Source organism: Streptomyces malaysiensis subsp. samsunensis (assembly GCF_024519315.1).
Lineage (GTDB): Bacteria > Actinomycetota > Actinomycetes > Streptomycetales > Streptomycetaceae > Streptomyces > Streptomyces malaysiensis.
In genome coordinates, this window is the sequence record NZ_JANIIC010000006.1 from 35,000 (window position 1) to 48,772 (window position 13,773).

The 13,773-nt window shown below is 73.6% G+C and carries 10 protein-coding genes; 7 read left to right on the top strand and 3 right to left on the bottom strand.

The window, feature by feature from the left end; all coding sequences use genetic code 11:
• Nucleotides 1-74 precede the first annotated feature (74 nt).
• The 3 genes from NQU54_RS07235 (at nt 75) to NQU54_RS07245 (ending at nt 4,302) form a co-directional block, all read left to right on the top strand.
• Nucleotides 75-1,334 (top strand): aspartate aminotransferase family protein, encoded by a 1,260-nt coding sequence (locus NQU54_RS07235; protein WP_100805237.1) that lies wholly within the window; start codon nt 75-77, stop codon nt 1,332-1,334.
• 92 nt (nt 1,335-1,426) lie between these two features.
• Nucleotides 1,427-2,899: an NAD-dependent succinate-semialdehyde dehydrogenase gene (locus NQU54_RS07240; RefSeq protein ID WP_093704301.1), complete on the top strand. Its 1,473-nt coding sequence runs from the start codon at nt 1,427-1,429 to the stop codon at nt 2,897-2,899.
• A 95-nt stretch (nt 2,900-2,994) separates the two neighbouring features.
• Nucleotides 2,995-4,302 (top strand): CAP domain-containing protein, encoded by a 1,308-nt coding sequence (locus tag NQU54_RS07245; RefSeq protein ID WP_257630322.1) that lies wholly within the window; start codon nt 2,995-2,997, stop codon nt 4,300-4,302.
• Nucleotides 4,303-4,356: 54 nt separating this feature from the next.
• Here NQU54_RS07245 and NQU54_RS07250 read toward each other — a convergent pair whose 3' ends face one another.
• Nucleotides 4,357-5,085, bottom strand: a complete 729-nt coding sequence (locus NQU54_RS07250) for a peptidoglycan-binding domain-containing protein (protein WP_257630323.1) — start codon at nt 5,083-5,085, stop codon at nt 4,357-4,359.
• Nucleotides 5,086-5,266: 181 nt separating this feature from the next.
• Between NQU54_RS07250 and NQU54_RS07255 the strand changes: the two genes are divergently transcribed.
• Complete coding sequence (locus NQU54_RS07255) at nt 5,267-6,538, top strand: FAD-dependent oxidoreductase (RefSeq protein WP_257630324.1); 1,272 nt, start codon at nt 5,267-5,269, stop codon at nt 6,536-6,538.
• Between the two features lie 63 nt (nt 6,539-6,601).
• Here the strand turns inward: NQU54_RS07255 and NQU54_RS07260 are convergent, their stop codons facing one another.
• Both NQU54_RS07260 and NQU54_RS07265 read right to left on the bottom strand, forming a co-directional pair.
• Nucleotides 6,602-8,122, bottom strand: a complete 1,521-nt coding sequence (locus NQU54_RS07260) for an amino acid permease (protein WP_257630325.1) — start codon at nt 8,120-8,122, stop codon at nt 6,602-6,604.
• A gap of 111 nt (nt 8,123-8,233) precedes the next feature.
• Entirely contained in the window at nt 8,234-9,241 is a 1,008-nt protein-coding gene (locus NQU54_RS07265) for a hypothetical protein (RefSeq protein WP_257630326.1), read from the bottom strand.
• Nucleotides 9,242-9,531: 290 nt separating this feature from the next.
• Here NQU54_RS07265 and NQU54_RS07270 point away from each other — a divergent pair, with 290 nt between their 5' ends.
• From NQU54_RS07270 to NQU54_RS07280, 3 genes are read left to right on the top strand one after another with little or no spacing between them, the layout of a single operon-like run.
• On the top strand, nt 9,532-11,025 hold the full coding sequence (locus NQU54_RS07270; protein WP_257630327.1) for an FGGY family carbohydrate kinase: 1,494 nt from the start codon (nt 9,532-9,534) through the stop codon (nt 11,023-11,025).
• A 50-nt stretch (nt 11,026-11,075) separates the two neighbouring features.
• Nucleotides 11,076-12,518 carry an NAD(P)/FAD-dependent oxidoreductase gene (locus tag NQU54_RS07275; protein WP_257630328.1) on the top strand — a complete coding sequence of 481 codons (1,443 nt, stop codon included), beginning with the start codon at nt 11,076-11,078 and terminating at the stop codon, nt 12,516-12,518.
• The gene (locus NQU54_RS07280; RefSeq protein ID WP_257630329.1) at nt 12,515-13,771 is read left to right on the top strand and encodes an NAD(P)/FAD-dependent oxidoreductase; all 1,257 of its coding nucleotides are present in this window, start codon (nt 12,515-12,517) and stop codon (nt 13,769-13,771) included. The genes NQU54_RS07275 and NQU54_RS07280 overlap by 4 nt, the downstream gene beginning before the upstream one ends.
• The last annotated feature ends 2 nt before the right edge of the window (nt 13,772-13,773 follow it).

Genomic DNA, 13,773 nt, shown 5'->3' on the forward strand with positions numbered 1-13,773 from the left:
TGTCCTGACCGGGTTCGCCCCATCACCCTCGAAGTGTCCGAGCGCATCGCCGATCCGTGGGTGTGGGAGAGAACATGACCAATCTGTCGCCGCAGCTCCGTCAGGCCACTCCGGTGGTCGCCGTCCGGGGAGAGGGCGTCCATGTCGACGGCGAGGACGGGCGGCGATACCTCGACTTCACCGCGGGCATCGGCGTCACCAGCACCGGGCACTGCCATCCGCGGGTCGTCGCCGCCGCCCAGGAGCAGGTGGGCACCCTCATCCACGGCCAGTACACGACCGTCATGCACCCGCCGCTGCGGCGGCTGGTCGAGAAGCTGGGCGAGGTGCTTCCCGCCGGTCTCGACAGTCTGTTCTTCACCAACTCCGGCAGCGAGGCCGTGGAGTCGGCCCTGCGCCTGGCCCGCCAGGCCACCGGCCGGCCCAACGTCCTGGTCTGCCACGGCGGATTCCACGGCCGCACCGTGGCCGCCGCCTCCATGACCACCTCCGGAACGCGTTTCCGCTCCGGCTTCTCGCCGCTGATGAGCGGTGTCGTGGTGACCCCGTTCCCCACGGCCTACCGGTACGGCTGGGACGAGGAGACCGCGACCCGGTTCGCCCTGCGGGAGCTGGATTACGTCCTCCAGACCATCTCCCCGCCCGACGACACCGCCGCGATCATCGTCGAACCGGTGCTCGGCGAGGGCGGCTATGTGCCCGCGACCGAGGGCTTCCTCCAGGGCCTGCGGGAGCGGGCCGACCGCCATGGCTTCCTGCTGATCCTGGACGAGGTGCAGACCGGGGTGGGCCGCACCGGACGGTTCTGGGGCCATGACCACTTCGGCGTCCACCCCGACATCCTGGTCACCGCCAAGGGGCTGGCCAGCGGCTTCCCGCTGTCCGGCATCGCCGCCTCCGAGGAGCTGATGAGCAAGGCGTGGCCCGGCTCCCAGGGCGGCACCTACGGCGCCAACGCGGTGGCCTGCGCGGCGGCCGTCGCCACCCTCGACGTGGTCCGCGAGGAGAACCTCGTCGCCAACGCCGAGGCCATGGGGGCGCGGCTGCGCGGCGGCCTGGAGGAGGTGGCCGCCAAGACCCCCGCCATCGGCGATGTGCGCGGCCTCGGCCTCATGCTGGCCAGTGAGTTCGTCACCGAGGAGGGCGAGCCGGACCCGGCGACCGCGGCCCGGGTGCAGCGCGCCGCCGTGGACGAAGGGCTGTTGCTGCTCCTGTGCGGGGCCTGGAACCATGTGGTCCGGATGATCCCCGCCCTCGTCGTCGACGAAGCGGCGATCGACGAGGGTCTGCGCGCCTGGTCCGCCGCCGTCACCGCCGGAACAGCGGACTCCTGACGCGCACCGCATATCCGCCCACACGGGAGCCCGATCCGCCCGCCGGTCCGAAACCGCTCGGACCGGCGGCGGTCACGAAGGAGATTGCCCCTATGTCCACCCCCTCGTACCCCTCGGCCGCCGAGGTCCTCGCCGCGGTGCCCAAGCAGCTCCACATCGCCGGGTCATGGTCCGACGCGGCCGGCGGCCGGACCATGCCGGTCGACGACCCGGCCACCGGTGAGGTGCTGTGCGAGGTCGCCGACGCCGCCCCGGCCGACGGGCAGCGGGCCCTGGCCGCCGCCGAGGACGCCCAGGAGAAGTGGGCGGCCACCGCGCCCCGCGTACGCAGCGAGATCCTGCGCCGCGCCTATGAGCTGATCACGGAGCGGGCCGACGCGCTCGCCGCGCTGATGACGGCCGAGATGGGCAAGCCGCTGGCCGAGGCGAGGGGGGAGGCGGCCTACGCCGCGGAGTTCTTCCGCTGGTTCTCCGAGGAGGCCGTGCGCATCGAGGGCGGGTTCGCCACGCTGCCGGACGGCCGGAACCGCATGCTGCTGATGCGCCGCCCGGTCGGCCCCTGTCTGCTCATCACGCCGTGGAACTTCCCGCTGGCCATGGGCACCCGCAAGATCGGCCCGGCGATCGCCGCGGGCTGCACCATGGTGCTCAAGCCCGCCCCGCAGACCCCGCTGTCCAGCCTCGCGCTCGCCGGCATCCTGGCGGAGGCGGGGCTTCCGGCCGGGGTGCTCAACGTGGTCACCACCTCCCGTGCGGGCGAGGTCGTCGAGCCGCTGCTGACCGGCGGACATGTCCGCAAGCTCTCCTTCACCGGCTCCACCCAGGTCGGCCGCACCCTGCTGGCCCAGTGCGCGCCCGCGGTGGTCCGCACCTCCATGGAACTGGGCGGCAACGCCCCCTTCATCGTCTTCGAGGACGCCGACCTCGACACCGCGGTCGAGGGCGCCATGACCGCCAAGATGCGCAACATGGGCGAGGCGTGCACGGCGGCCAACCGGTTCTTCGTCCACTCCTCCGTCGCGGCCGAGTTCGCCGACCGGCTCGCCCGCCGCATGGGCGCGCTGGAGGTCGGCCCCGGCAGCCGGCCCGGTGTCGACGTGGGGCCGCTCATCGACCGGGCCGGCCGTACCAAGGTCGAGGAACTGGTCGCGGACGCCGTGGCGCGCGGCGCCGAGGTCCTGGTCGGCGGCAGCGCCCCGGACGGCCCCGGCTGCTTCTACCCGCCCACGGTGCTCACCGGCGTCTCCCCGGCCAGCCGGCTGATGGAGACCGAGATCTTCGGACCGGTGGCGGCCGTCCTCACCTTCGACGACGAGGACGAGGTCGTCGCCACCGCCAACCACACCGAATGGGGCCTGGTGGGCTATGTGTTCACCCAGGACCTGGGCCGCTCGCTGCGGGTGAGCGAGCGGCTCGAGGTCGGAATGGTCGGCCTCAACACCGGTCTGGTCTCCAACCCCGCGGCCCCCTTCGGCGGCGTCAAGCAGTCCGGGCTCGGCCGTGAGGGCGGCCGCGTCGGCATCGACGAGTTCCTGGAGTACAAGTACGTCGCGGTGCCGGTCTGACGGCCGCGCCCGCGCACCGGCGGAACCGCCGGGGGAGCCCGGGCGTTGCCCACATGACGCGTTCGTCTCCATGAACGCGGCGGTGAGGAGCGGACATGGGCGAGTTGGTGCCCGGCGGGAACCAGGCGCTGCCGGACGGCGCGCTGACCATCCGGGTGCCCGGCCCGTTCGACCTGTCCGCGCTGATCACCGGCGAGGACGGAAAGGTCGCGGGTGACGGCGACTTCGTCTTCTTCAACCAGCCCACCGCGCCCGGCGCCCGGCTGGACGGCGACACCGTCACCCTGCGGCCGCGGGGGCTGCGGCCCGGCGCCGCCCGGGTCACCCTCGTCATCAGCCCCGCCGATCCGGGCACCCCGCTCGGACGGCTCCCGGCGCCCGTGCTGAATGTCCTGGACGACAGGGGAGCGCCGCTGGCCCGGTTCGCGCCCCCGCGCCCGTCCCAGGAGACGGTGCTGCTGCTCGCCGAGATCTACCGCCGGGGCGGCGGCTGGAAGGTGCGGGCGATCGGCCAGGGCTACGCCGATGGACTCGCCGGTGTGGCCCGGGACTTCGGCGTCGACGTCACCGACGACGGAGCCTCCGCCGCGCCCCCGCCTCCCGCCCCGGCACCCGCCGACGGGGCGGCCCGGCAGGCCCTCGACGTGGTGAACGCGGCGCGGGCACGGGCCGGGGCCGCCCCCGTGGCCCTCGACGGACGGCTGACCGCGGCCGCCGAGGCGCACGCCCGGGCCATGGCCGCCCATGGCGCCCTGGCGCTGGAGAGCCCGGACGGGACATCGCTCTTCCACCGGATCGCCGCGCACGGATACACCCCGCTGACCGTCGCCGAGCACATCGTCTCCGGGCCGCGCACCCCGCGGGAGTTCGTGGACTACTGCCTCGAAGGCGCCGAGCGCCGGGGCCCGTTCCACGACCCGGCCCTCGTCCACCTGGGGATCGGCCGCGCCGACGGCCCCACCGCCGGGGACGTCTACTGGACTGCGGTGTGGGCCCGGCCGTTCACCCCGGACGGGCTGCTGCGCCTGACCTCCGAGGTCATCGCCCTCACCAACGCCGAGCGCGCCGCCGCCCGGCTCGCGCCCCTCGCCCAGGACCCGCGGCTGGCGGCGGCCGCGCAGGCACACAGCGACGACATGGTGGCGCGCGACTTCTACTCCCACACCGGCCCTGAGGGGCATCAGCCCTGGGACCGGACCCGGGCCGCCGGGGCCACGCACCGCGGCATCGGCGAGAACATCGCCTGCGGCCAGCGCTCTCCGGCGGAGGTGGTGCGCGGCTGGATGGACAGCCCGGGTCACCGCGCCAACATCCTCAAGCCCGACTTCACCCATATCGGCGTCGGCCACGCCACCGGCAGCCGCGCGGGCACGTACTGGACCCAGGTCTTCGGCGCCGTCTGACGGACCCTGCCTCGCCGTCCGCCTTCGGACGTGGGGACGTGGGGACGTGATCGGTCAGGTGCGCGACTCCAGATCGCGCCGGGTGGCGGTTCCGTACACCCCGTTCGCGTCGCCACGGATCCCGTACCACACCTGGAACCGGGAGACGGCCTCGGCCAGCGCCTGGTCGTACTGGCCGTTGACCTGTCCGCCCTGATACACGTTCGGGATCCGCAGCAGACGCTGCTGGAGGTCGGTGACCTCCGGGCCGGTGTCCCCGAGGGTCAGCACATCGCCCGGATCCCCCGGCGGCGGCAATTCGTCGCCCGGGGCCTGCGAAGCGGGCGCGCTCGGCGTCCCCGGCGGGGCGGAGGTCACGGGCGCGGTCGGTGCGGTCGGCGCGCCGCCCTCGGCCGCACCCGACGCCGAGTCCCGGCCCACCATCACCACCAGTGAGAGGGCGACCCCCGCGCCGAGCCCGGCCAGCACCAGCAGGGCGGACCGGGGGAGTTGCCGTCGGGCCGGGGCGGGCGGGGTGTCCGGGCGGCGCGGTTCGGCGTCCCGCGGGTTCCAGGCGTCGGCCGCGGCCGGGCCGCCCGTGATCTCCTGGGTGTCCTCATCGGCCGTGGGCGGCGCCTCGGGCGGGAGCTCGCTGCCCGGCGGCCGGAAGAGGTCGAGCTCCTCCATCCACCCCTCGACCGGCCGCTCCGAGGTGTCGTCATACTCCGGCGTCGCGGGGAAGATGGCGGTCGGCTCGATCACCTGACGCCCGGCCGGCCGGTCCGGATCGGGTTCGGCTGCCATACAGACCTCCTTATGCGCCCCACACCATCACGCGGGGATACGGACGCGGGCCCGGGAAGATTCAAGCCGATCGTGAACCGGCGGCCGGGCACCCCCGCGGCACCGGTGTGGCGCGGCGCCGCCGGGTAATTCCTCCTGAGAGGGTGCCCATGGCCTCGGGGATGTCGAAGGGAGCCGGGAGATGGAGCGGACCACCTGCTGTGTGGTGGGCGGCGGGCCCGCCGGAATGGTCCTCGGCCTGCTGCTGGCCCGGGCCGGGGTGGCGGTCACCGTCCTGGAGAAGCACGGGGACTTCCTGCGCGACTTCCGCGGCGACACCGTGCACCCCAGCACATTGCGGCTTCTGGACGACCTGGGCCTCGCCGACCGGTTCGCGGCCCTGCCGCAGCGGCATGTGCACTCCGTCCAGCTGCCCATCGGGCGGGACGGCGAGCTGTTCACGGTCGGCGAGATCGGCTCACTGCCGGGGAAGTACAACTACGTGGCGATGGTGCCGCAGTGGGATCTGCTCGATCTGCTGGCCGACGAGGCCCAGCGGGAGCCCACCTTCCAGCTGCGGATGAACACCGAGGTGACCTCCTTCCTCATGGAGCGCGGACGGGTCACCGGAGTGCGCTACCGCGACCGCGCGAGCGGCTCCGCCGGCGAGCTGCGCGCCACCCTCACCGTGGCCTGCGACGGCCGGGGGTCGCTCGCCCGCGCCCTGCCCGAGCTGGGGCTGCGGGAGTTCCCCTGTCCGATGGACGTCTGGTGGTTCCGGCTGCCCCGCCAGGAGAGCGACCCCCAGGGGCTGGTGGGCAATGCCGGCGAGCGCTTTCTCACGGCCATGATCGACCGGGGTGACTACTGGCAGTGCGCCGCCCTGATCCCCAAGGGGTCGGACGCCACCTGCCGCGCCGGGGGTCTCGACCGGTTCCTCGCCTCGTTCACGGAGGCCACCCCATGGATGGGGCTGGGGACGCGGCTGGGGCCGGAGGAGAGCGGCCGTGGGCCGCGCCCGCGGTCCTGGGACGAGGTGAAGCTGCTGGACGTACGGATGGACCGGCTCCGCCGCTGGCACCGCCCCGGACTGCTGTGCATCGGGGACGCGGCCCACGCGATGTCGCCCGTGTTCGGGATCGGCATCAACCTCGCCGTCCAGGACGCGGTCGCCGCCGCCCGCCATCTGGTCCGGCCGCTGCGCGAGGGCACCGTGGGGCTCGCCGATGTACGCGCCGTCCAGCGCCGCCGGTGGCCGACCGCGGCCGCGACGCAGCGACTCCAGCGCATCGCCCACGCACGGGTCATCGCGCCGCTGCTGGAGGGGCGTTCACCGGCCGCCGGAGGGGAGCCGCTGCGGCTGGCCGTGCTGCTCACCAGGGCGCCCTGGCTGAAGCGGGCGCCCGCGTACTTCCTCGCCTACGGGGCGGGCCGCGAACGGCCCCCGGCCGAGTCGCTGCGCCGTTCCGGATGAGTCCGGAACGCGTGGAGCCGGGTGCGGAGGGGTCGCTCCCACCCGGCTCCGGCGGAGGACCTCTCAGACGATGCCCTCGGCGATCTCCGCCTGCTCGCGCGCGGTGCCGTACGCGGAGGGCGTGTTGTACGAGCGGCGGGCCACGAACCACCAGATCGTGGCCAGCAGCAGCACCACGGCCAGCGCGATCGAGGCGTAGTTCATCGAGTCGGCCGTCACCGGACTGGACTGCGGCAGGCAGAACAGCACCGTCACCAGGGCCACCCACACCACCGCTATCCAGCCCACCGGCTTGCTCCAGCGGCCCAGGTTCCACGGGCCCGGCTGGAACCGGTCCCCGGCGCGCAGCCGCAGGAAGACCGGGATGGCGTAGGCGGGGGTGATCCCGATGACGTTGATGGCGGTCACCGCGCCATAGGCCGTCTCGGAGTACAGGGACGGCAGGGCCAGCAGACACGCGACCGCCACCGAAAGCCAGACCGCGAGCACCGGTGTCTGGGTGCGGGAGCTGACCCGCTGCCACAGCCGCGAGCCCGGCAGCGCGCCGTCCCGGCTGAAGGCGAACACCATCCGGCTGGCCGCCGCCACCTCGGCGTTGCCGCAGAACAGCTGCGCCACGATGACGATGAGCAGCATCGCGGTGGCACCGCCCGTGCCCAGGGCGTCGATCAGGATCTGCGCCGGCGGCACCCCGGTGGCGCTCTTCTGGGCACCGGCGTAGTCCTGGATGGCGAAGGTCAGCCCGGCCAGCAGCACGAACCCGGCCACCCAGGACACCCAGATGGCGCGGACGATCCCGCGCGCGGCGTAGACGGAGGCGTTGGAGGTCTCCTCCGACAGATGCGCGGAGGCGTCGTAGCCGGAGAAGGTGTACTGGGCGAGCAGCAGCCCGATCGCGGTCACATACAGCGGATTCGACCAGCCGGTGTCATTGACGAATTCGGTGAAGACGAATTCGGGCGACTGGTGGTGGGAGGGCACGATCGCCAGGGCGCCGACGATGATGGCGACGCCCGCCAAGTGCCACCACACGCTGACCGAGTTGAGCACGCTGACCAGCCGTACCCCGAACAGATTCAGCGCCGCGTGCACCAGCAGGATGCAGACGAAGATGACCATGGTCGATTCCGGTGTGGGATCGAATCCCCACTGGAGGTTGAAGAGCGCGCCGGTGAACAGGGCGGCGCCGTAGTCGATTCCGGCGATGGCCCCGAGCAGCCCCAGCAGATTGAGCCAGCCGGTGTACCAGCCCCAGGTCCGCCCGCCCAGCCGGTCGGCCATGTAGTACAGCGCGCCCGAGGTGGGGTACGCGCTGGTCACCTCGGCCAGGGAGAGTCCGACGCACAGCACGAAGAGCCCCACTCCGGCCCAGCCCCACATCATGACCGCGGGGCCTCCGGTGTCCAGCCCGAAGCCGTACAGCGTCATGCATCCGGAGAGAATGGAGATGACCGAGAAGCTGATGGCGAAATTGCCGAAGCCGCCCATGCGGCGGGCGAGCACGGGTTGATAGCCGAGCTCGCGCAGCCGCTGTTCTTCGTCCCGCTGGGGAATGGGACCCGAACTCGACCATGCCGTGGACATGAATGTACCTCCCGAATGCTGGGGCGGGCGAGGGTGTGGCACAGGTGGGGAAATCGGTTGGGTAGGAGGGCGGATGGGGGAGTGGTGGGGATCTCCGGGGAGGACCCCGGCTCAGCCGGTGGCCCCGGGTCTTGGCCCACGGGCGCCGGCCAGCGAGCGGACCCGGGCGCGAAGAAACATTTCTTCAGCCAGTGCGCGGTCGGCGGAGTCGCGGGTGCGATAGGCCCAGGGGAGCGGGGTGAAGTACGGCCCCAGCACCTCGAAGACGCGGGCCGCGTCGGTGAACAGCAGCGCGCCCCACAGGGCGTGCGCCAGATGGTTGAGATCCAGCAGTGAACTCGTCGCGACATCCGCGTGGTCGAACCAGCCGTGCAGCGCCTTCCGGGCGTCACGGATGGCGTCCTCGGTGGCCCAGTGAAGGTCGAGCGCCTTCTCATAGCCCCGTTCCTCGCGGTACCGCTCGACATGTACGTACAGCGGCAGCACCTGTACGGCGGACCCCTCGGGCGCGCCCGAGACCACCCACTGCACGAAGTTGACCGCCTCGGCCAGCGAACCCCCGGCCCGCCGTGCGTACACGAACTGGAGCATCCGGTGGTACGCCTCGCGGTTGTACGGATCGCGTCGGTCGGCCTCCGCCAGCAGCCCCCAGGGCCCGGGGAACAGCAGCGGACCGGGCGGGGGCACCCGATGCTCCTCCTGCCGCTGCTCCTTGTCCAGCTGGGCCAGGGCCAGCAGACACACCCACGGCACCGGATCCGCCGGGGAGTGGTGCGCGGCCAGCTGGCAGGACTGCCACGCCTCCCGCCACAGCTCCCGGGTGCGGCGGTGTCCCTCGCGGTGCGCGCGCACCGCGCGTTCCACCCCGACCCGGGTGTGCATCACCAGCGCCGCGACGCTCTGCGGTTCCTCGGTCCGCCACGCGTCCACCACATTGGATCCGGCGGCGGCCGTGGCCAGCACCTGGGTGCGCTGGGTCCACAGCGCCCAGGTGGGAGTCTCCGCGAGCAGATTGCGCATCGATATCCAGCGCCCGGTGCGCAGATCCTGGAGCGCGATGCGCAGTCCGCCGTCATAGCCCGCGGGGTGGTACACGGGGCGGAACTCTTCCTCGGGCATCGGATGACTTTCGTACGGAGCTGACGTACCGGACGCGGGAGAACGATGGGCCTGGGGGATGGTTGCAGGGATCTTATAGTCCCGCCGGGCCCACTCGGGAACGGGGGACCGCGGGCCGTGCCCGGACGGGCCGTCTTGACGCCCGTACCGCGGCTGCATCAGGCTTTCCGGCAAGATCCCCGCGCACCGCCCCATCCCCGCGCACCGCCCCGAGCCCGAAACGATCCACCCTTCCCGGGCGGAGTACACCGTCCCGGCGAAGAACACCCGTCCCGAGCGAAGAACCGGACATGCTGCCTGCTGAGCGTCGCCACCGCACCCCGGCCGACCCCGCGACCGGTCCGGTCCTCGCCGTCGACCAAGGCACCTCGGGCACCAAGGCGTTGGTGCTCTGCCCCGAGCGCGGGGTGATCGGCTCCGCCGAGGTCGCCGTGCGCCCCCGCTATCTGCCCGACGGGCTGGTCGAGGTCGATCCGGCCGCCTTGCTCACCTCGGTCATCGAGGCCGGGCGCCAGGCCCTCGCGGCGGCGGGCGAGCCGGTCGTGGCGGTCGGGCTGGCCAACCAGGGTGAGACCGTGCTGGCCTGGGACCCCGTCACGGGAGAGCCGCTGACCGACGCGCTGGTCTGGCAGGACCGGCGGGCGCGGACGGTGTGCGAGCAGCTCGCGCCGCACGCCGAGACGCTGCGCGAACTCACCGGACTGCCGCTCGACCCGTACTTCGCGGCGCCCAAGATGGCGTGGATCCGGCGCCATCTGACCGGCGAGGGCGTGGTCACCACCAGCGACGCCTGGCTGGTCCACCGGCTCACCGGCGCCTTCGTCACCGACGCCGCCACCGCGGGGCGCACCGGCCTGCTCGACCTGGACCGTGTCGCCTGGTCCCCGAAGGCGCTGGACCTCTACGGGCTGACCGCCGAGCGGCTGCCCAGCGTCGTCGACGCCGCCGGGCCGGTCGGCACCACCACGGCCTTCGGCGGCGAGGTCCCGCTCACCGGCCTCCTCGTCGACCAGCAGGCCGCGCTGCTGGCGCAGCGGGTGACCGAGCCGGGGACCGCCAAGTGCACCTACGGAACCGGCGCCTTCCTCCTCGCCCAGACCGGGGACCGGCCCCGGCGCGGCTCCCATGGCCTGGTCTCCTGCGTGGCCTGGCGGTTCGGCGGGCGCACCAGCTACTGCCTGGACGGGCAGGTGTACACCGCCGCCTCCGCGGTGCGCTGGCTCAGCGACCTGGGGGTGATCCAGGGGCCCCAGGACCTCGACCCGGTCGGGCGCGCCGTGCCCGACACCGGGGGAGTCACCTTCGTACCGGCGCTCGCCGGGCTCGCGGCGCCGTGGTGGCGCGGCGACCTCAAGGGCTCGCTGACCGGGCTCGGCCTCGACACCACCGCGGGGCATCTGGTGCGTGCCCTGTGCGAGGGCATCGCCGCCCAGGTGGTGGAGATCGCCGAGGCGGCCGCCTCCGATCTGGGCGCGCCGCTGACCGTCCTGCGGGTCGACGGGGGGCTGACCCGCTCGGCGCTGCTGATGCAGACCCAGGCCGATCTGCTCCAGCGGCCCGTGGAGGTTTCGGCGCTGCCGGACGTCACCGCGCTGGGCGTGGGCGCGGCCGCGCGCATGGGACTCGACCCGGGCCTGACGGCCGAGGAAGCCGTCCCCGCGTGGCGGCCCGCCGCCGTCTACGAGCCGCGGATCAGCGCCGAGCGGGCCGCCGAGCGCCTGGCCGGCTTCCGTTCGGCCGTGGCCGCGCTGCTGGACCAGGCGCCGGCCGCTGCCCAGGGCTGAGGGTCACCCGCGCACCAGGAGCCGTGTCCACCACCGAGCAAGGGACCGCAATGACCGTTACGACCACGGGTGACCTCCCCGACGAGGTCCACGACGTGGCCATCGTCGGCGCCGGGGTGGTCGGCACCGCCATCGCCCGAGAGCTGGCCCGGTACCGGCTGCGGATCGCCCTCGTCGAGGCGTCCGACGACGTCGGCAACGGCACCTCCAAGGCCAACACCGCGATCCTGCACACCGGTTTCGACGCCACCCCGGGCACCCTGGAGGCCCGTCTGGTGCGCGAGGGCTACCAGCGGCTGATCGCCTACGCCGCCGAGACCGGCATCCCGCTCGAACCGCTCGGCGCGCTCCTCGTCGCCTGGGACGGGGAGCAGCTCGCCGCGCTGCCGGCACTCGCCGAGAAGGCCGCCCGCAACGGCTACGACGAGACGAGCGTCCTCGACGCGGACGCCGTCTATGCCCGCGAACCCCATCTGGGACCCGGCGCACTCGGTGCGCTCGAAGTCCCCGGGGAGAGCATCATCTGCCCCTGGACCACGACCCTCGCCTACGCCACCCAGGCGGTGCGCGCGGGCGTCGACCTGCATCTGAACTGCCCGGCCGGGGCCATCACCACCGGCGGGGACCACCATGAGATCGCCACCCCGCGCGGGGTGCTGCGCACCCGTCACCTGGTCAACGCCGCGGGGCTGTACTCGGACGAGATCAACCGGCGGCTGGGCCACGAGGAGTTCACCGTCACCCCGCGCCGCGGCCAGCTCATCGTCTTCGACAAGTTCGCCCGCGGCCTGGTCGACCGCATCCTGCTGCCGGTGCCCACCGCGCTCGGCAAGGGTGTGCTGGTGGCGCCGACCGTGTACGGCAATGTGATGCTCGGCCCCACCGCCGAGGACCTCGACGACAAGACCGCCACCGGATCGTCGGCCGACGGACTGGCCTCGCTCCGGGAGAAGGGCGAGCGGATCCTGCCGGAGCTGCTGGCGGAGGAGGTCACCGCGGTCTACGCCGGGCTGCGCGCCGCCACCGAACACGGCGACTACCAGATCCACGCCGACCCCGGCCGCCGGTATGTCGCCGTGGGCGGCATCCGCTCCACCGGACTCACCGCCTCGATGGCGATCGCCGCGCATGTGGTGGAGCTCCTCACCGACTGCGGACTGGACCCCGGGCCCGAGCGGGAGATCGAGCCGGTACGGATGCCCACCATCGGCGAGGCGTTCCCTCGCCCGTACCAGCGCGCCGATCTCATCGCCGCCGACCCCGCCTACGGCACCGTGGTCTGCCACTGCGAACGCGTCACCCGGGGCGAGATCCGCGACGCGCTGACCGCCACCGTGCCACCGGCCTCGCTCGACGGCATCCGGCGCCGCACCCGGGCCCTCGGCGGGCGCTGCCAGGGGTTCTTCTGCGGCGCCGAGGTACGCGCCCAGTTCGAGGCGGCCACCGCGGCCCAGGACCGGACGGCCCAGGACCGGACGGAGGCCCGGCGATGACCCCCACCACCGACCGTACCCACCGCACCGTCGACGTACTGGTCATCGGGGCCGGACCGGCCGGGCTCGCGGTCGCCGCGCGGCTGGCCGCCGCCGGGGTGGACCGGGTCGAGGTCCTCGACCGCGAACAGCACGCGGGCGGCGTTCCCCGCCACTGCCACCACACCGGATTCGGACTGCGCGATCTGCGCCGGGTGATGACCGGGCCCGACTACGCCCGCCACCACATCGCCGCCGCCATCCGCGCCGGGGCGGTGCTGCGCACCGGGGTCACGGCCACCGGCTGGGCGGCGCCGAGGACCGTGGACATCACCGGTCCCACGGGCCTGGAGCGGATCACCGCCACGGCCGTCGTGCTGGCCACCGGCGCCCGGGAACGCCCGCGCAGCGCCCGGCTGGTGCCCGGCACCCGGCCGGCGGGCGTCCTCACCACCGGACAGCTCCAGCAGGCCGTCCATCTGCACCACCAGAGCGTCGGCCGCCGCGCCGTCATCGTCGGCGCGGAGCGGGTCAGCCACTCCGCGGTGGACACCCTGCGCCGGGCCGGGGCCGAGGTCGTGGCCATGGTCACCGACCAGCCCCGCCACCAGACCCATCCGGCGTGCCACCTCGGCACCCTGCTGCGCCACGGCATTCCGCTGGTCACCGACGCCACCGTGGCCGAACTGACCGGCCGGGGGCGGCTGGAGAGCGTACGGCTGCGGCACCGGGACGGGCGGACCGCGGCCGTCGCCTGCGACACCATGGTGTTCACCGGCGACTGGATCCCCGACCACGAGCTGGCCAGAAGCGCCGGGATCGCCCTCGACCCCGGCACCCGGGGCCCGGCGGCCGACGCCGACTTCCGCACCGCGGCACCCGGGGTCTTCGCCGTGGGCAATCTGCTGCACCCCGTCGAGACCGCCGATATCGCGGCGCTCGACGGCCGGTTCGCCGCCGCTCCCGTGCTGCGCCATCTCACCGGTGTGCCATGGACGCCGGGAGCGCTGCCCGTGCGCGTCGAGGCGCCGCTGCTGTGGGTGTGGCCCAACCGTATCGCCCCGGGCGGGCCGCCTCCGCCGCGCGGCAGGTTCACCCTGCGCACCACGCGGTTCCTGACCCGGCCGGTGCTCACCGTCGTCCAGGACGGCCACACACTGCACCGCGGCCGCCTGCCCCGCACCGCGGTGCCCAACCGGCCGTTCCACCTGCCCGCCGGTTGGCTCGCCGGGGCCGCCGCACACGGCGGCCCCGTACACATCACGGTGGACTGACC